The sequence below is a fragment of the Pirellulimonas nuda genome, from assembly GCF_007750855.1.
Taxonomy (GTDB): Bacteria; Planctomycetota; Planctomycetia; order Pirellulales; family Lacipirellulaceae; genus Pirellulimonas; species Pirellulimonas nuda.
On sequence record NZ_CP036291.1, the window covers coordinates 4,258,820 to 4,279,213 of the forward strand.

Consider the following 20,394-nt stretch of genomic DNA (forward strand, 5'->3'; position numbering starts at 1 on the left):
CCTACAATGCCGCCAACTTACCAGGCGATCCCCCGTGTCCACCACTGTGCCGAAGAGCTCCTACCCAGAGCCTTGCCGATGAGTCATCCGCCGGTGTGCGCCGTCGATCACCCGCTGGTCGCCCTGCATTTGTCGCAATTACGAGACAAGGCGACCCCTCCCCCCGAGTTCCGTCTGCTGGTCCGCCGGCTCGCCATGCTGCTCGCCTACGAGGCGACGCGCGACCTGGCGACGGCGCCGGTGACCATCGAAACCCCGCTGACTTCCACCGAAGGAAAGAAGCTGGGCGAGACCATCGGCATCGTGCCCATCCTGCGGGCGGGCCTCGCGATGGTCGACCCGCTGATCGACCTCATCCCGGACGCCCAGGTGTGGCACCTGGGGCTTTATCGCGACGAGGAGACGGCCCAGCCGGTGGAGTACTACAGCAAGCTCCCCGACCGCCGGCCGGTAGACGTGGCCATGGTGGTCGACCCGATGCTGGCCACCGGCGGGTCGGCCGTTGCGGCGCTCGACACGCTCAAGCGTTGGGGCGTCAAGCGGACGATGCTGCTCTCGATCATCGCCTCGCAGCCGGGCGTCGATCGCCTACGCGAGGAGCACCCCGAGACCCGCTTGTTCGTCTGCTGCATCGACCCGGAGCTAAACGACCAGCAGTACATCGTCCCGGGCCTCGGCGACGCCGGCGACCGAGTGTTCAACACGCTGGTGTCGTAGGGCAGGCCCCGCCCGCCGACGTGCAGAGAAGAACGTCGAACCCGCTTTGCCGCAGGCGAGCCCTGCCCCTGCCCTACCGAGCCCGCCCATGCCGCCCCAATTGATCAGCTTCTTCGGCCTGTTCGTGATGATCGGCCTGGCGTGGCTGATGAGCGCCCACAAGACGCGGGTGAGCTGGCGGGTGGTGATCGCGGGGCTGGCGCTGCAGTTCGTCTTTGCACTGCTGATCCTGAAGACCCAGTGGGGCGTTTATCTGTTCGAACAACTGGGGGAGGTGTTCAACCGGTTGCTGCTCTACATCGAAGAGGGCGCCTCGCTGATGTTCAGCGTGAACGCCCGCCAGGAAGACCCAGAATTGCCCCCCAGGTTCCTGCTGCTGCGGACGTTCGCCTTCGGCGTGTTGCCGACCATCATCGTGTTTTCTTCTTTGATGTCGATCCTTTACCACCTGGGGATCATGCAACGCGTGATCGGCGCCCTTGCTTGGGTGATGCGGAGAACGCTCGGAACCTCGGGCGCCGAGACCCTCTCCGCCGCGGCCAACATCTTCGTTGGCCAGACCGAGGCGCCCCTGGTGATCCGGCCGTACGTGGCCACGATGACCATGTCGGAGTTGATGGTGGTGATGGTAGGGGGTTTCGCGACGATCGCCGGCGGCGTGCTGGCGATCTACGTCCAACTGCTGGGCCCCGGGTACGCGGGGCACCTGCTGACCGCGTCGGTCATCTCTGCCCCGGCCGCGCTGCTGATCGCCAAGGTCTTGCAGCCCGAGGTCGACCACCCGGTGACGGCCGACCCTTCACGGGCCGGGCTCGTGGAGGAGCCCACTCCAGCAGGCCCAACCGCCAGCAGCGAGCCGGAGACCCCTAAGCCCGAGATGCCCCGTGCCGGCAACGTGCTGGAAGCCGCGGCCGAGGGCGCCTCGTCTGGCATGGCGCTTGCGCTGAACGTCGCGGCGATGCTCATCACGTTTGTGGCGCTCGTGGCGATGCTTAACGGCATCGTCGGCTGGGCGGGAGGCCGGTTCGGCTTCACCGGCGACGACGCCTGGACCCTGCAGCAGGGCTTCGGGTACGGCTTCGCTCCGCTCGCCTGGGCGATGGGCATCCAGTGGTCCGAATGCGTCGCTGCGGGGGCGATGCTCGGCGAGAAGATGGTGCTTAACGAGTTCTACGCCTACCTCTCGCTCTCCAACGCCGTAAAGCAAGAAACCCTTAGCCCCCGCACCATCACTATCCTTACCTACGCGCTGTGTGGCTTCGCCAACTTCAGCTCCATCGGAATCCAGCTCGGCGGCATCGGCGGCATCGCCCCCCAGCGACGCAGCGACCTGGCCAAGCTCGGCCTCCGCGCCATGCTGGGCGGCACCCTGGCCGCCTTCATGACCGCCTGCATCGCGGGCATCTTGCTCTAGTTGTCCGTGGTCAGTGGTCCGTCGTCAGTTGGACGTGGGGAAGCTAACGCCGGCTTGAGTCACTCTGAGAATCTAAGAATCTACGATCGACCGACAACGGGCGACGGACAACTGACAACGGACCATTCCATGAAAACGCTTCTCTCCGAACAACAGCTCCACGACGGCGTCCAGCGGATGGCTCGCGAGATCGCCGAAACCTACGCCGATCGGCACCTGACCATCATCGCGGTGCTCACCGGCAGCCTGGTCCTGGTGGCAGACCTCATCCGGCTCATCGACCTGCCGATGCGGCTCGGCGTGATTAGCGCCAGCAGCTACCGCGGCGCCACGACCACTCGCGGCGAGCTGGTGATCAACGCGGAGAAGATGGTCGACATCGCCGATCGCGACGTGCTGCTGGTCGACGACATCTTCGACACCGGCCACACGCTGGTGAAGGTGATGGAGAAGATGCAGGACCACGGGCCCACGTCGCTCCGCAGCGCGGTGCTGCTGCGCAAGGCGGCCCGCCAAGAAGTGGACTACACCCCCGACTTCATCGGCTTCGACATCCCCGACGAGTTCGTGGTCGGCTACGGCCTCGACTTCGAGGACCTGTACCGCAACCTCCCGTCGCTGGTGGCGCTCGAGCCCATCGACCTGGTCCAGCACCACGCAGACTAGTAGCAGCGCGTCGCTGCTCAACGCCCAATAGCAGCCGACCTAAGGTCGGCGCGTCCCACCCAGCGCCGCCGGACCAAAGCTCTCGGGAAGCAGCTCCGAGAGCAGGACTTCGCGCGTCACCCTTCCCGAGGCAGAGTCGACGCACAGCACGGTCATCGCGCTGCCAAACTCATTGAGAAACTGCCGACAAGCCCCGCACGGCGCCGCGCCCCCCTCGGTGGCGACCGCGACGGCCACGATCCCGCGCGCCCCCGCGGCGACCGCCGCGCCCGCCGCCACGCGCTCGGCACAAAGCGTCAGCCCGTAGGAAGCGTTCTCCACGTTGGCGCCGGCCACTACGCCTCCGTTGTCCGTTAGCAACGCGGCGCCGACCAGGAAGTTGGAGTACGGGGCATACGCGTTTCCGCGCGCGGCGATCGCGGAGTCGATCAGGGTTTGTTGCTGCTGGGGGGTCATCGAGGGTCCGCTCCGGCGGCTTGAGTGCTTGGCGGCTTGGGGTCTTGGCGGTTTGGGGGCTTACGCCGTGACCCGCTGAATCACCAGCGGCGGGGGCGACGTGGTTTGGTCGGCGATCGTGATTGCCCGGCGGACAGCGGCCGTGGCGCCCGTCTCATCTTTCTTGCGGGCGAACAAGCCGACGATCGGCTGACCCGCCTCGACGCGGTCGCCGATCCGGACCAGCATCTCCAGCCCGACCGCCGGGTCGATGGCGTCTTCTAGCTTCTGCCGCCCCCCCCCCAGGCCGATGATCGCCCAGCCGAGCTTCTCGGTATCGATCCTGGCGATCGTTCCCGCACGCTCGGCGGTCACCATCGTTTCGGGCGCCCGCGGCAGCTCCGCATCAGGGTCGCCATCCTGACAGATGACCATCTCGCGGTACTTCTGCATCGCCGTGCCGTCGTCCAACGAGCCGGCAAGCGCCGCGCGACCCTCCTCCAGGGTCCCCTTGCCGGCGAGCGAGAACAGCTCGGCGCCAAGCTCGACCGTCAGCTCCCGCAGGTCGCCGGGCCCGGCGCCCGCGAGGCACGCGACCGACTCCTGCACCTCCACCGCGTTGCCGCACATCCGTCCCAATGGCTGGTTCATGTCGGTCACCAGCGCGGTGCAGGCCACCCCCATCCGCGCCGCGGTGGCGGTGAGCGATTCGGCCAGCGCCAAGGCGTCCGCGGTGGTCTTCATGAACGCCCCGCTGCCGCACTTCACGTCCAGCACCAACGCGTCGAGCCCCTCGGCCAGCTTCTTGCTCATGATGCTGGCGGTGATCAGCGGGATCGAGGGCACGGTGCCTGTTACATCCCGTAGGGCGTACAGTTTGCGGTCCGCGGGGGCGAGCTGGCTGGACGCGGCGCAGATCACGCAGCCGACCTTGTCAACAACGCCGCGCGCCTCGTCCATGGAGAGCCCCGTGCGGAACCCCGGGATCGCTTCGAGCTTGTCGAGCGTCCCCCCGGTCGCGCCGAGCCCCCGGCCAGAGATCATCGGCACCGCCATCCCGCACGCCGCCAAGGCGGGCGCCAAGATCAACGAGACCTTGTCGCCGATGCCGCCGCTGGAGTGCTTGTCGACCTTCGGCGGCCCCCCGGCGGGCCAAGAAAACACCTCGCCGCTGCGGAGCATCGCCTCGGTCAGCGCCGCGGTTTCTTCGGCCGTCATCCCCCGGCAAGCCACGGCCATCGCCCAAGCCGCCATCTGGTAGTCGGGCACGTCACCGACGGCGTAGCCGGCCACCAGCCCCGCGATCTCTTCGCCTGCCAGCTCGGCGCCATCGCGTTTGCGGGCGATTAGTTCGACGATGTTCATGGCAGAACCTGATTCAAACGCCTAAGAAGACGGACGGAAGATGGCCACAAGAAGGCACAAAAAGCACAAAGAAACAATCGCCGATTTATGGCCCCCCTTACGCAGAGAAAGCAGTGGGGTGCTTGTAGGCACATCAGGACCTTGCCGTGATCGCTTCCTAAGCTTCTTTGTGCTTTTTCGTGCCTTTTTGTGGCCACCGTTCGTCCGTGCTATCCTTGGTCAAATGTGATTTATCTTGTGGCAATGACGCCGAGGATCACGGCCCGCACCCGCTCGGCCGCGGCGGCCGCGGCGTCGGCGACCTGCTCGCCGGTTGTCTCGCCGAGGTCGTCGGGCGAGCAGGCGTTGGTGATCACGGAGAGGCCCAGCACGCGCATGCCGGCGTGGACCGCGGCGATCACCTCGGGGACGGTCGACATCCCGACCGCGTCGGCGCCCAGTTGGCGGACCATGCGGTACTCGGCCCGCGTCTCGTAGGTGGGTCCCAGCATGCCGGCGTAGACGCCTTGCTGGAGGGGGATGCCGGCGGTCATCGCCGCCCGTAGGGCGGCGGCTATGAGCGCCTTGTCGTAGGGGGCGCTCATGTCGGGGAATCTTGGGCCGATCGACTCGTCGTTCTCGCCCACCAGCGGGTTGCGGAACTTCAGGTTGATCTGGTCGTCGATCAGCATCAGGTCGCCGACACGGTAACGCGGGTTCACCCCCCCCGCGGCGTTGGTCACGACCAGCGTGCCTGCGCCCAGGCGGTGCATCAGGCGCACGGGCAGAACAACCTTCTCGATCGGCCACCCCTCGTACAGGTGGAACCGCCCCTGCATGGCCACCACCGGCTTGCCGCCAAGCCAGCCACAAATCAACCGGCCGGCGTGGCCGATGGCGGTCGAACGCGCGAAGCCCGGAACCTCTGCGTAGGGGACGACGACCGGTTCAGCAATCGCATCGGCCACCGCGCCCAGGCCCGAGCCGAGTATCAAGCCGAGGTCCGGTTCATGCGGCCAGCGCGAGCGAACGGCGTCGAAGGCGTGTTGGAGGGGGTTCATGAAACAGCTCAGATTGCGAGTCAAAGAATGGAACGCGGGGCGCCGCAGATGAAACGGATCCGCGCGGATTAGTCATCCGCTGTCATCCGCGTCCTATTCGTAGACCGGCCAGATGATTATCTAGTGCGTCGCCGCTTCGTAGGCCAGAACGCCCTCGACCAGCATCCGCAGCTTCGGCTCGGCGCTATTGGCCGTGGCGATGATCTTCTGCACATCCGCTACTTCCAGCGAATCGGGGAAACAGAGGTCGGTCACCACGCTCATCCCCAGCACCCGCATGCCGCAGTGAACCGCGACGATCACCTCAGGGACGGTCGACATCCCGACCACGTCGGCGCCCATTTGCCGCAGCATGCGGTACTCGGCGCGGGTCTCGAGGTTGGGCCCGGTCACGGCAACCATCACGCCCCGCTGGGCGACGAAGTCGTTCTTGCGCGCCACTGCCAGGCCCGCCTCGATCAGCTCCGCGGTGTAAGGGGCCGCCATGTCCGGGAAACGCGGGCCGAGGCGGTCGTCGTTCACGCCGACCAGCGGGTTGTCCCCCATCAGGTTGATGTGGTCGTCGATCAGCATGACGTCGCCCAGCTTGTAGAGCGGGTTCATCCCGCCGACCGCCTGGGTGACGATCAGCAGGTCGGCGCCCAGTTCTTTCGCCACCCGCACCGGCAGCGTGATCTGCTTGAGCGGGTAGCCCTCGTACTGATGGAAACGCCCCTCCATGGCGATGATCGGCACCCCCTGAAGCGTGCCGCACACCAGCCGGCCGGCGTGGCTGATTGCGGTCGAGACCGGGAAGTGCGGAACTTCCTCGTAGGGGATCGCGGCCTCGACCTCGATCCGCTCTGCGAACGAGCCCAGGCCGGTGCCAAGGATCACCAGGGCGCGGGGCGGGGTCGGCCATTTCTCGCGGATCGCGGCGGCCGATTCTTGGATCTTGTCGTACAGGTCGAGCATAGCAAGCGTCGCAGTTCTCTGATGATCCGGGCGAGCCGCCGGCGTCAGCCGACGGAGTTCTTCAACGAGGGAAACCCTCCCCAGAGAAAGCGTACCAAATGGCTGGCGGATTTCGAGGCTTGGCGCCAGCCCACGGGGTCGCCCACAGCAAGTGAGTCGACGTGCGCGCGATCGCTGGGGGGTGTTTGAGGCTTTGCCTCTGGCGGCTTACGCCGACGGCTCGCCTTTAGTACGCGGCGTCCGAGCGCTCGCCGGCGGCGATCGCCTGGGTGGCGCTGGTGCCCAGCCTGGTGGCGCCCAGCGCCACCAGCCGCTGCGCGTCTGCCAGCGAGCGGATGCCGCCCGACGCCTTGACCGCCACGGCCGGCGAGCAGACGCGACGCATCAGCGCGATGTCGTGCTCCGTGGCCCCCGTAGCGACCAGGTTCCCCGCGGCGTCCTTCACCATGCCGAAGCCGGTTGAGGTCTTTACAAACGCGGCGCCCGCCCGCTCGGAGAGCTCACACAGCTTCGTTTTTTCTACGTCGGAGGGGAGCAGCCCCGTCTCGAAGATCACCTTGGTAATCGCGTCCAACTCCCCGGCCGCTTCGACAACGGCGCGGATGTCGGCCAGCACGTAGTCCCAGTCGCCCGAGAAGACGCGTCCCAGGTTCACCACCACGTCGACCTCGCCGGCGCCCGCGCGGCACGCCTCGCGCGTCTCCGCGACCTTTACGGAAGTGGTGGTGCCGCCGTGGGGGAAGCCGATCACCGTGCTGGGAACCACGTCCGATCCGGCCAGCAGTTCCGCCGCCAGCCGCACGTACGACGGCTTCACGCACACGCTCGCCACGCCCAGGCGCGTGCAGAGCTCGCAAGCGGCACGGAGCTCGGCCTGACCGTGTGTGGGGTGGAGCACGGCGTGGTCGATCATAGAAACAAGGGACTGGCTCATCCTCCGGCCCCCCTTACGACGGTCCCGTTGCTGACCGGGGGGAGCAGCAGATCGAGCACGACCGGGAAGTGGTCGGACGTGTCGTGCGGCGTGCAGTGGCTGATGAACGCGCGATTGACGAACGGTTTGAGGTCTTTGGCGAACAGGATGTGGTCGATCATCGTGTGCACGTCCCCCGGGTCGTCGAAGCCGTTCTCGTTGAAGTCCCAGTTCGAGGAGTAGCGGTCCTGCTTCCTCGGGATCAGCGCTGCGGCATTAATTAGCTCATCGCCGGGGCGTTTGGGGTCGAAGTCCTTTAGATTGCGGATCACCTTGGTCACGGTGTCGCGTGAGTCGTCGCCGTCCGCGACTTCGGCGTCGTAGTCGTTCAGGTCTCCCATCACGATCGGCTCGTAGCCCCGGCGGACGATCTCGCTCTGCAAGATCCGCTGGGCCACGATCGATTCCGCCATCCGCTTGCTGTTGGCCGCTTCATCGGAGGGGTTCGACTTGAGGTGCAGCCCCAGGAAGCCCAGCTTGTGCCCCGCCACCGTGAAGTAGTAGACGGCGTTGCGTGATACAGAAGTCGACTGCCGGCGGGGCGATTCGCCGTTGTAGCCCGGCGCCGAGTACCACGCGCGCCAGGTGGGGTCTTCGGCCTCGGAGTTGATCGTGCGGATCTTCTCCCCCTCCACCACGTCCGGCTTGAGCCGCGTGATGTAGCAGACGTCCATGCCGGAGTAGGTGTCGCTGTTCTCTACGTGGTAGCCGCGGTAGTCGGTCATCCCCTTGTCGTGGAGGATGCCCAGCAGCATGTCGACCGACTCGCGGCTGATGACTTCCTCGAGGCCGATAATGTCGGGCGAGAGCGTCTCGATGACTGCGGCCACCCGCTCGTGGTGGGCGATGCGTGCGGGGTCGAACCGGTAGCGATCGAACTGCCCCTGCCGCACGCCTGGCGCCTTGAGCACCTCGCAGTTGAAGGCGACGATCCGCAGCGGCGTGGCCTGCTCCGCCAGCGATGCGTGGCACGCCAGGAGCGAAAGCAGCAGGGCGTAGATTGATTTCACAGAGGGGTCCAGGCGTTTCGGGTTACTCATCGATAAACAATTCGTCGCCGGCCATCGTCAGCAGCGACACGAACGACTGCGGCGACGCGTCGTCGTTATAGAACCGCACCGACCCGTCGGCCAGCGCCATGTTGACGCCGCCGGGGTGCCAACTGTAGACGCGGCTGCGGTTCGAGCAGTTTACCAGCTGCTGAGTGTTGCAGTAGAACTGGAGCTCCATCACGGTGTCTTGGCTCGCCCAACGAAACTCGTTGTTGGCCGACGAGTTCTCGTCGCGGAACTCGCCGAGGACATAGATTTTTGGCTTGCCGGTCGACTCTAGGTACAGGAAGGTCTTCGAGAGGCCATCGGTCACCTTGCCCGGGGTGACCTTGCGTCGGTCGTTCAGCGAGACCTGACTGCCGCTCATGGTGACCCGGTTGAGCTGCAACACGTTATCGAGCACACGGTCGCGGTTCTTGGCGGCGCCGTAGCTTGAGACGAGGGTCGATTTGATCAGGTCGGTCACCGGCCCGCCGGGGGCGTCGTAGGTTAGGTTCGGCTTCTTCGAGGCGTCGATCTCCATCCGCGACATCGCCACGTAGTCGGTCACGTGGAAGCGGCCCCGGTCGGCCTCGGTCGACGGACAGAGCAGGATGCCCGCCAGGTCTTGCTTGGTGTAGGTCTCGTTGTCGGAGTGGGTGCTGTCGTTCCAGTCCCAGTCGTAGTCGATGCGATCGAAAGTGGCGCCGTTCTCGTAGTAGGGCAGCAGCAGCGACAGCCCGTTGTGCCGCGCCATCGGCGGCGGCGTCGTGCCGCTCCAGGCGCTGCCGTCGCGTTCCTGCGCCGCCGGCGGGAACTGGTTGCGGGCCGACTCGAAGTTCAGCGCGGCCAGCGCCAGGTTCTTCATGTTCGCCTGACAGTTGGCCCGCCGGGCCGACTCGCGGGCCGCCTGCACGGCGGGGAGCAACAGCGCGATCAGAATGCCGATGATGGCGATCACCACCAACAGCTCTACCAGCGTAAAGGCTCTGCGCACGCGTGTCGCCCCAAGCAACGATGGCAGGCTCCCTCCCGGCGTATCAGGTCCCGAGGCAAGCAGGATAAGCTGCCGGTTTGGGGATGTCCACCAAGTGGGCGAACCTCAAGCGAGCGCCGCCAAGAAATCGCCCGCCAGCCGCACCAGCACGGCCTTGGTCAGCTCGGCCGCCACCGGGCGGCGGAGGGCGCCGGGCTCTTTGCGGTAGCGGGTCAGCGCGATCGACCCGCCGGACTTCACCAGAATTTCATAGTAGGCGCGGGCGTCGCCGTCTCGTTCTGGCTGCGTGCTGCGTAGTTGCACCACGCACGTCAACTGGTCCGTCTCGCACTCGGTCAGCGGCTCCAGCAAGTAGGTCACCCGCTGCGTGATCTGCTGGGCGACCCGCTTGACCCGAGAGACCTCGGCCGCGCGGAGCCGATCGGTGTGCAGTTCCAGCGACCAGAAAGAAACGGCCAGCCGGTCGTCCTGCTCGATCCCCACCGTTAGCCGATCGCCGCCATCAACGACCCCCACCACCCGACCCGCGAGGGAGGGCGACCGCAGTTCGTCGGCGAATTGGTCGGTGAGGGACATGCAAACTAATCTCTGATTCACAAGGAGACGGACTGGAAACGACTAAGCTCTCGCAGAGGCGCAGAGGCGCTGAGTTAGTGACTCATCGTCTCTGCGTCTCCGCGAGAGAACTCGTCCTGCCTCCTCGATACGCTTGATAGCTCAGTGGATAGACTCTATTGAAAAACACACCGCTCCCTAGAAAACACCTTGCTGATTCTCGACCGGCTCGCCGGCGTCGATCTCGTACTCGTCGCCGTCGAGCGAGATGACCGCCCGGGCGTCTTGCAGCACGGTCTCGATGTGCACCGGGCGGCCCCACAAACGTTGCAGGTTGTCGAGCGTGGCGCGGGCGTACGCCAGGTCGAGCTCGACCCCCGTGTAGCGGTGCGTCAGGTACAGCTCGCCGCGGTTGCGGTAGTTGCCGTCGACCACCTCGATCAACGGCCGGCCGGCGTTGGTGAGGTTCTGCAGCAGTTGCTGCTTCACCTTGGGGAACGCCCGGCTCTCGATCTCGTAGTACTCGGTCGCCTCGTTGTAGCCGAACTTGAACATCTTGTGCCGACGGCAGAAGTCGAGCGTCAGGAACTCGTCGATGAACGTCAGGTCGTTGTGGATCCGGCGGACCTCGAAGATCTTTTCGCGCCCGATGCCGAGCTTCTTGTCCCAGTGCTGACGCTCGCGGTGGTCGTCGCAGTCGTCGAACTCTTTGCCGAAGGCGCCGCGGTCCCAGCGGTCCTCGATGTCGCGCAGCAGCTCGATCCCCAGCTTGTAGGGGTTGAGCCGCGTCGGCGAGCTGGCCATCGTGCCGGAGTGGTGGTCGGCGAAGCAGACAAACTCTGCGTCGGTCAGCACCTGGCGGGTCATGATGTGGGAGTGCCAGTAGCTGGCCCAGCCCTCGTTCATGATCTTGGTCTGGGCCTGCGGGGCGAAGTAGTACGCCTCGTCGCGGATGATCGTCAGCACGTCCGCCTGCCAGGCGCTCAGCGGGGCGTGCTCAAGCAGGAACCGCAGCACGTCGCGCTCCGGGTGCGACGGGAGCTTCTCTGGCGCCTTGGATTCCGACTCGGTCTTCTCCCCGTCTGCTCCGCGCGGGTTAACGTAGCGGTCCATGTACCCCTTGGACGCGAACTTCGCCGGCCCCTTGGGCTCTTCTTCCTTCTCGCGCTGAAAGTCGTAGCGGTCTTTCTCTTCGCGCCGCTTGACGAACGGGGCGTGGATGTCAATCAGGTCTTCTAGGCTCAGGCAGGCGTCGATGAACTCCTCCACCGGCTCGACCCCCACCTCGTCCATGTACCGCCGGACACGGGCGCCGTGGTTGGCCATCTCGTCCATCATCTTGCGGTTGGTCTTGCTGAACCAGGCGTTCTGCTTAAAGAAGTCGCAGTGCCCGTACACGTGGGCCATCACCAGCTTCTGGTCGACCACCGCGTTGCTGCGCATCAGGTAGGCGTAGCACGGGTTGTTGTTGATCACCAGCTCGTAGATCTTCGAGAGTCCGTGCCCGTAGCTCTTGGAGAGCTGCTCGTACTCCATCCCAAACCGCCAATGTGGGTACCGCACAGGAAAGCCCCCGCGGGCCGCGATGGCGTTCAGCTCGTCGGCGTCGACCACCTCGAAGATGGTCGGAAAAAAATCGAGCCCGTGCCCACGCGCAAAGCCCTCGATCTCGACCTGCCAGGCAGCGAGTTCGGGGGGGAGCGCGGTGTTGGGGGTGGATCGCATAAAGGTCTAACCACGAAGGGCACAAAGGAACACGGCGGTTAGTGAGAAGTCGAAGAATGGGAAGCGGATGTCGCAGACGAAGCGGATTAAAAGGGATAGTAAACAGCCCTTTCCCTAATCCGAGTTCATCCCTTCAATCCGCGATGATCCGCGTCCTATTCTTTCTCCTTTCATTGCTGCCGGGATTCGTGCCTCTTGGTGTCCGTAGTGGGTAAAAGTCGTCACCGTCCTTTCCCCAGGAAGGCACGGATTGATTCGTAGATCGCTTCGCGATCCGGGATCTCGCTCAGCACCATCTGGTCCAGCTCGCCGAACCGGCTTTCGAGCTGGTTCAGGTACTCGCCGCTGCCGTACGGGCTTTCGACTTGGCCGTAGCAGTAGAGGTTTACCGCCGGCAGGATGCTGTCGCTGAGGATCGACAGGGCCTGCTGGTTGTCCTCGCCCCAGTTGTCGCCGTCGGAGAACTGGAAGACGTACAGGTTCCAGTCGGCCGGCGGGAAGTGGTTCTTGATCAGGTCGGCGCACACCTTGTAGGCGCTGCTGATCCGCGTGCCGCCGCTCTCGCGGGTGTGGTAGAAGGTGTGCTCGTCCACTTCTTTGGCCACCGCGTCGTGGATGATGTAGCGGGTCTCGATGCCGTCGTACTGGCTCGCGAGCCACGCATCGATCCAGAACGCCTCGGTGCGGACGATCTGTTTCTGCTCGTCCGTCATGCTGCCGGAGACGTCCATCAAGTAGAAGACCGCGGCGTTCACCTGCGGCTGGTCGATGGTGGTCCAGCTCTTGTAACGTTTGTCCCCCTTGATCGGGATGATGCGCGGGTCGTCGGGGCGGTACTCGCCGGTCGAGATCTGGCGTTTGAGGGCTTGCAGGTAGGTGCGCTTCTTGTGACGCAGGGCCTCGGGGCCGACGTGGCGGACGGTGTCGTACTTGTTCTTTTGCTGGGTGATCGACGCGGCGCCGCGCGGCTCGATGCGCGGCAGCTCCAGCTCCGCGCCCAGCAGCTCCGCGAGCTCCTCCAGCGAGATATCGACCTCCATCAGGTGGCCGTCCCCCGGGTCGCTGCCGGCCTGCCCCTGGCCCGGCTGGGGCTGTCCCCCTTTGCCAACAGGCTGGCCCTCTTCCCCCTCGCCGCTGGCGACCCCCCCCGCCCCGTTGTCGCCGAAGCGGAACCGCGGCAGGTCGAGCTGCGGCAGCGGGATCGACACCAGGTCCTTCCCCTTCCGCCCGATCATCTCCCCCTGCGTCACAAACTGCTTGAGGTTCTGGCGCACCTTCCCCTTCACGATCTGCTTGAAGCGGCGTTGGTCGCGTTCAATCTTTACAGTCATGGGGGGGTCAGGAAGGGAGAGGTGGAGATAAAAGGAGATGTGGGGATAGGTTTCTCAGCAGTTGCGATCGCTCGTTGACAGAAGAACTCCGAGAAAATCAAACAGGACACAATGAGCTTTGGTAGACAAATCGTTACGCACTGGCCTACGAAGAGAAGGCCGAGCTACCGAGAGACCATCCCCCCATCTCCCGTCATCTCCACCTCCCCCTTCCGTCATTATTTCTCTCGCTTCACGTCTCCCCGTGCGAAGATGCTCGCCACGTAGTGCAGCACGTCGGTGGCGCTCTCGTCGTCGTAGCCGAAGTCGCGGATCAGGCGCCCCTTTACCACGTCGATCTTCTGCTGGGTGTCGGCGTCGACCACGTTCGACACCAGGCTGGTGAGCTTGATCGAGTCCTTCTGGTCCTCGAACAGCTTCAGCTCCAGCGCCTTGTGCAGCCGTTCGTTGCTGCGGTAGTCGAACGTCTTCCCATCGATGCTCAGGGCGCCGATGTAGTTCATGATCTCGCGGCGGAAGTCGTCCTTGCGGCTGTCGGGGATGTCGATCTTCTCCTCGATGCTGCGCATCAGCCGCTCGTCCGGCTCTTCGGGCTGGCCGGTGAAGCGGTTCTTGACCTTCTCCCGCTGCGTGTAGGCCTTGACGTTGTCGATGTAGTTGCCCGAGAGGCGTTTGAGGGCGTCCTCGTCGGCGGCGATGGCGCGTTGGACCTCGTTCTTCACGATGTTCTCGTACTCCTCCTTCACTAGCGCCAGCAGGTCGCGGTACTCCTGCTTGGTGTCCTCGCTGTTGATCAGGCTGTGGTGCTTCAGGCCCGCCTCGAGCTCGTTCATCACCATGAACGGGTTGACGCTGTGGGCCTCGGGGTGGGCGACCAACGCGTTGGAGATCTTGTCCTGCACGTAGCGCGGCGAGATGCCGATCATCCCCTCGCTGGTGGCGTGCTCGCGCAGCTCACGGACGTTGTCCTCCGTGAAATTGGGCAGCGTCTTGCCGTTGTAGAGCTTCAGCTTCTGCAGCCGGGTGATGCCGGCGTGCGAGGGCTCTTCCAGGCGGGTCAGCACCGCCCACATCGCGGCCATCTCGATCGTGTGCGGGGCGATGTGCTTGCCGCGCACCGTCCCCTTGTTGTAGTCCTTCTCGTAGATCTTGATCTCGTTGGCCAGCGTGGTGACGTACGGCACGTCGATCTTCACCGTGCGGTCGCGGAGCGCCTCCATGAACTCGTTGTTCTGCAGCCGGCGGTACTCCGGCTCGTTGGTGTGCCCGATGATCACCTCGTCGATGTCCGTCTGGGCGAACTTCTTCGGCTTGATGCGGTGCTCCTGGCTGGCGCCCAGCAGGTCGTACAGGAACGCCACGTCCAGCTTCAGCACCTCAACGAACTCGATGATCCCGCGGTTGGCGATGTTAAACTCGCCGTCGAAGTTGAACGCCCGCGGGTCGCTGTCGCTGCCGTACTCCGCGATCTTGCGGTAGTTGATGTCGCCGGTCAGCTCGGTGGCGTCCTGGTTCTTCTCGTCCTTGGGCTGGAAGGTGCCGACGCCGATGCGGTCCTTCTCGCTGAGGATCAGCCGCTTGACGCGCACGTCCTGGATCACGCGGGTCCAGTCGCCGTCGTACCTGCGCAGGCGGTCCTGGTAGATGAACCGGCAGTAGGGGTCGAGTTCGCCGGTCACGTGCACGCGGAAGTCATCTTCGCCGCGTCCCTCGTTCAGACGCTGCTCTACCTCCTGACGGAACCGCTGCGGCAGCAGGTGCAGCGGCTCTTCGTTCATCGGGCACCACTGGATCTTCAGCGGGTCGTCCGGCGCCTCTTCGTCGACCCAGCCCAGGGTGTACAGGGCGCCAGCGTCGGTGGCGCTGTAACGCTCCAAGCCTGTCTTGAGCAACCGGGCGATGGTGCTCTTGCTGCTGCCGACCGGGCCGTGCAGCAGCAGCACGCGGCGTTCGATGCCGTACCCCTTGGCGGCGCTCTTGAGCGCGTTCACCAGGTCGCGGAGCGAATCGCGGATGCCGAACACCGCGTCGGCGCCGTCGTGGTCGGGGTCGTCAAAGAACTTGTAGTGGACGGAGCGTTCGCCCCGGCCGGTGTCGGTGGTCTCGACGCCGTACGACAGGATCATGTCGTACAGACGCTGGTACGCGGTGCGCGTGACCAGGGGGTTCTCGCGCACGATCTCGAGGTACTCCTCGAACGTGCCGATCCAGTTCTTACGGCGGAACTGCTCACGGTCCTGCCGCTTCGAGACGATCTCAATGATTTCGCGTCCGTCGAACATCCTAGAGTCCTCGGGGCCGACCCTGCGGGCCGGCCTGGTTGCATGGGGTACTGTTCCTACGCGTCCGCTGGAGGTCCTCGTTCACTTTGTGGCGCGGAATTCCGCAAATAGCCTGCGCCGACGCAGCGCGTACAGAGTCGCCGGTGGCGGAGGCGGGGCCCGAGCCGCAAGAGAACAAGGGGCTTATACCAAGCGGAGTTGGCAAAGAGCACAGGCGGGGGGCGTGTGGGAACCGCCGCGGGTGTCGGTCGCCGATCTTACGACGGCGGCGATACTCGCACACGGTGAGCCACGCCTTCTTCAGTATCCGTTGCAATCCGGGAACGGGCAACACCGCATTTTGACTATCTGGCGCGACCGTTACGTTTTTCGCACGGTTTCTCGCCCGGGGCCGGCAGATTTTTGGCCCTAGAAATTGCGCAGAAGGTGTCTACGAAGCCCTTGCGGCGCCCCCCGAAAGCCGGCGCGTGGGCGCCGGCTTTCGGGGCGCCTTGGGCGTCACTCGGCCGGTTTGCGCCGCCGCCCGCGTCCGCCACGGGGACGCGAGGCGCCCCCGCGTCCGGCGCCGCGACCGCTGCGTTGCCGTTCGCTCCGAGCCCCCAGGTTGGCGTCGACAATCACGCCAATGGCGTCTGCCCACGAGGGGATATTCTTGTGCGACGTCTTGCTGCCGTCGCCGTCGAGTTCGTCCTCGTCTTCGGCGTCTTCGCCTTCGATCGGCGGGCCGTCCGGCAGGCTCGCGTCGAACGAGTCGTCGTCATCGTCGTCGTCTTCTTCATCGGCGGCGCCGTCTTCGCCGGCAACGGCGTCTGACGTTCGCTCTTTGCCGGCCCCACGTCGGCGGCGGCGCCGGCGACGCTTCGGACGGTCCGCGCCGTCGCCCGACTCTTCTGAATCGTCTGCATCGGTCTCGTCCGCGCCGTCCAGCAACTCTTGCGGCGGCGGGTCGTCCGACTCAGCAGGATCCTGCGGCGTTGGTTGGAGCGCTGCTGGCGCCTCGACCACCGCCGGCGGTGGCGGCGGCGTGCGGGGCTTGCGACCGGCGAACGGGAACCAGTCGGGCAGGCTCAACGAGGCGCCCGGCCACCCGGAGGTAATGGGGGGCGCTGGCGGCGTCACCGGGGCCGGCGCCGGCGGTGGCGGCGTTACTTCGGCCGCTTCCGGCGTATTCTCTTCCACGGTGGCGGCGGGGCGAGCGCGTCGACGCGGGGGGCGGTCGCCGGCCGGTTCGGCGGAGTCTTCGCTGTCGGATCGTTCTGCCGGCGCATCGTCGCTCGACGCACCGTCGGCTGCTTCGGTCCCACGCCCCCTGCCCCGTCCACGGCCACGGCGACGCCGGCGGCGTGGCCTTTCTTGGCCCTCGCCCTCGCCCTCGCCAGAATCTGACTCGCTATTGTCGCCTCCTAAGTCGTCAGCGGACGACTCGGCGTCGGCCGCGTCAGCATCGCGATCGGAGTCGGAACCGTCGCCGCCCGACTCGCTATCGACGCGTCCCGATCGACCTCTGCCGCCGCGTCTGCGGCGCCTGGGGCGGCGCGTCGGCTCCTCTGCATCGTCTCCGCCTGCGTCGCTCGTCGCCGAGTCCGATGCTTGGGCGCCGTCCGTCTCTACTTCATCCGCCGGCTTCGCGGTCCTTGCCGTGCGCCGCCTCGATTCCTCGGGCTGTTGCTGCTCCTCGGGGGGCGCAACCCGCTTCGTGGCCGCGGGCGTGGCGTCAGCGGGTTTGGCCGCAGGGGATTTGGGCGCGGGGGATTTGGGCGCAGGGGGCCGCACGGGCGCGGGGGGCGGCTCGAGTCCGAATTCGCTCTGCAAGTCGTCCCACCCGCTGCGGGCGGGCTTGGGCGGGGCGGCCGGCGGGGCCGGGGCGGCTTGCGCCTTGGGCGCCTCGGGGGGCGGAGCGACCGCCTCCGGCGGGGCTTGGTTGGAGGATTGTTCGGGGCCCGATTCGGGGTTCTCGACTACGCCAAAATCGCGGAGGAGATCGTCCCAACTGCTCTTGGATTCAGCCATGAATGCTTGCAACGAGGGCCGCCACGCGGCGGGCGGAAAGGGGGCAAAAAGCGTGTAACCCCAGAGAGTATAAGGGTTTCTCGCGGTATTCGGAAGCGCGGACACCGCGTCCCAAAAATGCCCCGCGGCGCTGGCCGACGGGGTGGGCCCCGCCGGGGTGGGGCGAACGACGAGCGGTTTCGCGGCGCGTCGACGGGGCGGAGCCCGTCGGCTGTTGGCTTTGTTTGGGTCGACGGCGCTTCGTTTGATCTGGAGCCGGTCTAGCGGTCGATCTCGCCCATCACGATGTCCAACGAGCCCACCACCGCGGGGACATCGGCCAGCAGCACGCCGCGGCACAACTCGGGCGCCACGCTTAGGTTGCTGAAGCAACTGCTGCGGGCCCGGGCCCGCCAGGGGATCGCGTCGCCGGTGGTCACCACGTAGAAGCCCATCTGGCCGCGGGGGGCCTCGGTCTCCAGGTAGCACTCGCCCGGCGGGAGCTTCTCGAACAGCTTGATCGGCTGGCCATGGTCGCCGGAAGAGGCCGCGTATTTGCGGATCGACTCACGGACCAGCCGGACCGACTGCACGACTTCCAGCATCCGCACGTAGAACCGGTGCCAACAGTCGCCGAGGACCGCCTCGCCAGGCACGGCTGGGTAAGGCTGGTCGTTGGGGTAATGTCCGTTGCGCTCGCAAATGATCTCGTACGCCAGGTCGGCGTACATGCGGGTGTAGAGGGGATCGCCGTCGCGGCGGAGGTCGAAGTCGACGCCGCTACCGCGGAGCACCGGGCCGGTGCAGCCGTAGCCGACGGCCATCTGGGGCGTCAGCACGCCGATGCCGGCCGTGCGTTTGATAAAGATCGCGTTGGTGGTGAGCAGCGTGTGGTAGTCGGCGATGATCGGCTCGAACTGGTCCAGGAACGCCAAGCAGGCGTCGGTCCAGCCGACCGGCAGGTCCGCGGTGGCGCCCCCGGGGGTGAGGTAGCTGTAGGTGAGCCGGGCGCCGCAAGCCTGCTCGAACAGGTCGAGGATCTTCTCGCGCTCACGGAAGGCGTATAGGAACGGGCTGAAGGTCCCTAGGTCGAGCCCGTAGGCCCCCATCCCCACCAGGTGGCTGGCGATGCGTCCCATCTCTGCAATGATCACCCGCAACCGCTGGCCGCGTTCGGGCGCCTCGACGCCCAACAGCTTCTCGACGCACAGGCTCCACCCCAGGTTCATATTCATCCCCGCCAGATAGTCCATCCGGTCGGTGTAGGGGATCCACTGCCTGGGGGTGAGGTTCTCGCCGATCTTCTCTGCACAGCGGTGCAGGTAGCCGATGTGGGGCGTGACCTCGGAGACGACTTCGCCATCGGTGCGCAGCACCAGCCGTAGCACGCCGTGCGTGCTGGGGTGCTGCGGCCCCATGTTGACGAGCATCTCGTCCGTCCGGACGTCGAACTCGACGATGCGTGATTCGAGGGTGCTGGTCATGATCCGTTGTAAGAGAGTTAACCACAAAGGACACGAAGTCGCACGAAGGAAGAAAGGAGGCTCCTTGCCCGACGCTTGCCTTTCTTGCTTCTTCGTTCCCTTCTTCGTGGACCTTCGTGCTCTTCGTGGTTCAATCTTCGTAGCGCTATCAGCGGCCGCGGATGCCGTGGTACTCGAGCGGCATCTCGTAGTCTTTTCGTAAGGGGTGACCCTCCCAGTCTTCGGGGCAAAGGATCCGGACAAGATTCGGGTGGCCGACGAAGCGGACCCCCATCAGGTCGTACACCTCGCGCTCGTGCCAATCGGCGGTGGGCCACAGGCCGGTTAGTGAGGGCGCCTCCGGCAGTTGCTGCGCCGCTTCGTCCTGCCAGCGGGGGAGGATGAGCTTGAGTGTGATGCGGTGCTTCAGGCGGGTGCTGGACAGGTGGTAGACCAGCTCGATGCCGGGGCCGCGTCCCTGCGGCGGGCGACGCTTCGGGTCGGCTTGCAGCGTGTCGACCCCCGAGACGCAGTTGAGCATGTCGCACCCGAAGGCGGCGTCGTCCCGCAGGTACTGGCAGACAGCGACCAGCCGGTCGGCGTCGACCTCGAACCATGGGTCGCCGCGCTCTGCCGCAACCGGCCGCACGGCGTCGCCGAACTTTTGCAGGAGTCGATCGGTCGGCGACACAGCGATCTCGGCTAAGAGGAAAACCTGGTTAGACCCCGACCAACGACTCGGCGCGGGTCGCCGGGCCGGGCTGCTCGGCGGGGGGCGGGCGGTCGCTGCGTGTGGCCGCGGCGCGCACCCAATCGAGATCGCCCCGCTTCCACACGTACGCGAAGCCGACCATCAACACCGCGAAGAAGACCAGCATATCGACAAGCGAGGCCCGCGCCATGACGCCGGCGGCGTCCGCTGCCGCGCCGCGGCGGGCGTCGCTCCCCTGCCGCAGGCTCATCGGGCCCGGCTCGACCGAGTCGAGCCGGGCCAGCGGCGACCGGTAGCCGACCAGCTCGCGCAGCCGGGCCTCGATCTCGGCGTCGGCGGCGACGGCCATCGCCGGGGGCGCCGCGTCGGCCGCGACGATCTGATTCGCCTTCCCAAAGACGGTCGCCCAGGGAAAGAAGAAGGCGACCTCAACGTCGAAGATGATGAACAGCAGCGCCACCACATAGAACCGCAGGTCGAACTGCACAAAGCTCGAGCCGATGGTGGGCTCGCCGCACTCGTAGATCTCTAGCTTCTCGGCCGTCGGCGCCTTGGGCCGCAGCAGCCGTCCCACCAAGAGGTTCACGAACACGAACCCCATCGCGACAGCAACGAATGCCGCAAGTGTGCCGACGATTAGCGTGGGAGTAGCCATAACGAGTTCTTAACCGCGGACACAAGCTGGCATGATGACTGATAACCAAGGTTCAATGACAAAGTGATTCCCAAGTTCTGCTTCGTGGCC

At 65.8% G+C, this 20,394-nt stretch carries 18 protein-coding genes; 3 read left to right on the forward strand and 15 right to left on the reverse strand.

Annotated elements, in window-relative coordinates:
- The first annotated feature begins 78 nt into the window (after positions 1–78).
- The 3 genes from upp (at position 79) to hpt (ending at position 2,797) form a co-directional block, all read left to right on the forward strand.
- Entirely contained in the window at positions 79–717 is a 639-nt protein-coding gene (upp, locus tag Pla175_RS16475; protein WP_145287469.1) for a uracil phosphoribosyltransferase, read from the forward strand.
- A gap of 88 nt (positions 718–805) precedes the next feature.
- Positions 806–2,131 (forward strand): NupC/NupG family nucleoside CNT transporter, encoded by a 1,326-nt coding sequence (locus Pla175_RS16480; protein WP_145287472.1) that lies wholly within the window; start codon positions 806–808, stop codon positions 2,129–2,131.
- A gap of 129 nt (positions 2,132–2,260) precedes the next feature.
- A complete protein-coding gene (hpt, locus tag Pla175_RS16485) occupies positions 2,261–2,797 on the forward strand; it encodes a hypoxanthine phosphoribosyltransferase (protein WP_145287475.1) in 537 nt (178 codons plus the stop codon).
- Positions 2,798–2,836: 39 nt separating this feature from the next.
- Here the strand turns inward: hpt and cdd are convergent, their stop codons facing one another.
- From cdd to Pla175_RS16565, 15 genes are all read right to left on the reverse strand, one after another.
- Positions 2,837–3,253: a cytidine deaminase gene (cdd, locus tag Pla175_RS16490; protein WP_145287478.1), complete on the reverse strand. Its 417-nt coding sequence runs from the start codon at positions 3,251–3,253 to the stop codon at positions 2,837–2,839.
- A gap of 60 nt (positions 3,254–3,313) precedes the next feature.
- On the reverse strand, positions 3,314–4,597 hold the full coding sequence (locus tag Pla175_RS16495) for a thymidine phosphorylase (RefSeq protein ID WP_145287483.1): 1,284 nt from the start codon (positions 4,595–4,597) through the stop codon (positions 3,314–3,316).
- Between the two features lie 230 nt (positions 4,598–4,827).
- On the reverse strand, positions 4,828–5,637 hold the full coding sequence (locus Pla175_RS16500) for a purine-nucleoside phosphorylase (RefSeq protein WP_145287487.1): 810 nt from the start codon (positions 5,635–5,637) through the stop codon (positions 4,828–4,830).
- 120 nt (positions 5,638–5,757) lie between these two features.
- Positions 5,758–6,591 carry a purine-nucleoside phosphorylase gene (locus Pla175_RS16505; protein WP_145287491.1) on the reverse strand — a complete coding sequence of 278 codons (834 nt, stop codon included), beginning with the start codon at positions 6,589–6,591 and terminating at the stop codon, positions 5,758–5,760.
- 226 nt (positions 6,592–6,817) lie between these two features.
- The gene (gene deoC, locus Pla175_RS16510; protein ID WP_145287495.1) at positions 6,818–7,525 is read right to left on the reverse strand and encodes a deoxyribose-phosphate aldolase; all 708 of its coding nucleotides are present in this window, start codon (positions 7,523–7,525) and stop codon (positions 6,818–6,820) included.
- Positions 7,522–8,574, reverse strand: a complete 1,053-nt coding sequence (locus tag Pla175_RS16515; RefSeq protein WP_197526915.1) for an endonuclease/exonuclease/phosphatase family protein — start codon at positions 8,572–8,574, stop codon at positions 7,522–7,524. The genes deoC and Pla175_RS16515 overlap by 4 nt, the downstream gene beginning before the upstream one ends.
- 22 nt (positions 8,575–8,596) lie before the next feature.
- Complete coding sequence (locus Pla175_RS16520; RefSeq protein WP_145287501.1) at positions 8,597–9,592, reverse strand: DUF1559 family PulG-like putative transporter; 996 nt, start codon at positions 9,590–9,592, stop codon at positions 8,597–8,599.
- A 105-nt stretch (positions 9,593–9,697) separates the two neighbouring features.
- Positions 9,698–10,168: a hypothetical protein gene (locus Pla175_RS16525; protein ID WP_145287505.1), complete on the reverse strand. Its 471-nt coding sequence runs from the start codon at positions 10,166–10,168 to the stop codon at positions 9,698–9,700.
- Between the two features lie 177 nt (positions 10,169–10,345).
- On the reverse strand, positions 10,346–11,872 hold the full coding sequence (locus Pla175_RS16530; protein ID WP_145287508.1) for a SpoVR family protein: 1,527 nt from the start codon (positions 11,870–11,872) through the stop codon (positions 10,346–10,348).
- Between the two features lie 221 nt (positions 11,873–12,093).
- On the reverse strand, positions 12,094–13,203 hold the full coding sequence (locus Pla175_RS16535; RefSeq protein WP_145287513.1) for a DUF444 family protein: 1,110 nt from the start codon (positions 13,201–13,203) through the stop codon (positions 12,094–12,096).
- Positions 13,204–13,421: 218 nt separating this feature from the next.
- A complete protein-coding gene (locus Pla175_RS16540) occupies positions 13,422–15,485 on the reverse strand; it encodes a PrkA family serine protein kinase (RefSeq protein WP_145287516.1) in 2,064 nt (687 codons plus the stop codon).
- Positions 15,486–15,983: 498 nt separating this feature from the next.
- On the reverse strand, positions 15,984–17,495 hold the full coding sequence (locus Pla175_RS26135; protein WP_197526916.1) for a hypothetical protein: 1,512 nt from the start codon (positions 17,493–17,495) through the stop codon (positions 15,984–15,986).
- A 260-nt stretch (positions 17,496–17,755) separates the two neighbouring features.
- Positions 17,756–18,958: an NADH-quinone oxidoreductase subunit D gene (locus Pla175_RS16555; protein ID WP_145287522.1), complete on the reverse strand. Its 1,203-nt coding sequence runs from the start codon at positions 18,956–18,958 to the stop codon at positions 17,756–17,758.
- A 148-nt stretch (positions 18,959–19,106) separates the two neighbouring features.
- Positions 19,107–19,628, reverse strand: a complete 522-nt coding sequence (locus Pla175_RS16560) for an NADH-quinone oxidoreductase subunit C (protein ID WP_197526917.1) — start codon at positions 19,626–19,628, stop codon at positions 19,107–19,109.
- A gap of 28 nt (positions 19,629–19,656) precedes the next feature.
- Positions 19,657–20,304 (reverse strand): NADH-quinone oxidoreductase subunit A, encoded by a 648-nt coding sequence (locus tag Pla175_RS16565; protein ID WP_145287529.1) that lies wholly within the window; start codon positions 20,302–20,304, stop codon positions 19,657–19,659.
- Positions 20,305–20,394 lie beyond the last annotated feature (90 nt).

What these genes read in the sequence shown, in the direction of transcription:
- Pla175_RS16495 (WP_145287483.1), bottom strand. Translation starts at nt 4,597, where the DNA reads ATGAACATCGTCGAACTAATCGCCCGCAAACGCGATGGCGCCGAGCTG.
- Pla175_RS26135 (WP_197526916.1), bottom strand. Translation starts at nt 17,495, where the DNA reads ATGGCTGAATCCAAGAGCAGTTGGGACGATCTCCTCCGCGATTTTGGC.
- Pla175_RS16530 (WP_145287508.1), bottom strand. Translation starts at nt 11,872, where the DNA reads ATGCGATCCACCCCCAACACCGCGCTCCCCCCCGAACTCGCTGCCTGG.
- Pla175_RS16540 (WP_145287516.1), bottom strand. Translation starts at nt 15,485, where the DNA reads ATGTTCGACGGACGCGAAATCATTGAGATCGTCTCGAAGCGGCAGGAC.
- Pla175_RS16500 (WP_145287487.1), bottom strand. Translation starts at nt 5,637, where the DNA reads ATGAACCCCCTCCAACACGCCTTCGACGCCGTTCGCTCGCGCTGGCCG.
- cdd (WP_145287478.1), bottom strand. Translation starts at nt 3,253, where the DNA reads ATGACCCCCCAGCAGCAACAAACCCTGATCGACTCCGCGATCGCCGCG.
- deoC (WP_145287495.1), bottom strand. Translation starts at nt 7,525, where the DNA reads ATGAGCCAGTCCCTTGTTTCTATGATCGACCACGCCGTGCTCCACCCC.
- Pla175_RS16555 (WP_145287522.1), bottom strand. Translation starts at nt 18,958, where the DNA reads ATGACCAGCACCCTCGAATCACGCATCGTCGAGTTCGACGTCCGGACG.
- Pla175_RS16565 (WP_145287529.1), bottom strand. Translation starts at nt 20,304, where the DNA reads ATGGCTACTCCCACGCTAATCGTCGGCACACTTGCGGCATTCGTTGCT.
- upp (WP_145287469.1), top strand. Translation starts at nt 79, where the DNA reads ATGAGTCATCCGCCGGTGTGCGCCGTCGATCACCCGCTGGTCGCCCTG.
- Pla175_RS16525 (WP_145287505.1), bottom strand. Translation starts at nt 10,168, where the DNA reads ATGTCCCTCACCGACCAATTCGCCGACGAACTGCGGTCGCCCTCCCTC.
- Pla175_RS16505 (WP_145287491.1), bottom strand. Translation starts at nt 6,591, where the DNA reads ATGCTCGACCTGTACGACAAGATCCAAGAATCGGCCGCCGCGATCCGC.
- Pla175_RS16535 (WP_145287513.1), bottom strand. Translation starts at nt 13,203, where the DNA reads ATGACTGTAAAGATTGAACGCGACCAACGCCGCTTCAAGCAGATCGTG.
- Pla175_RS16480 (WP_145287472.1), top strand. Translation starts at nt 806, where the DNA reads ATGCCGCCCCAATTGATCAGCTTCTTCGGCCTGTTCGTGATGATCGGC.
- hpt (WP_145287475.1), top strand. Translation starts at nt 2,261, where the DNA reads ATGAAAACGCTTCTCTCCGAACAACAGCTCCACGACGGCGTCCAGCGG.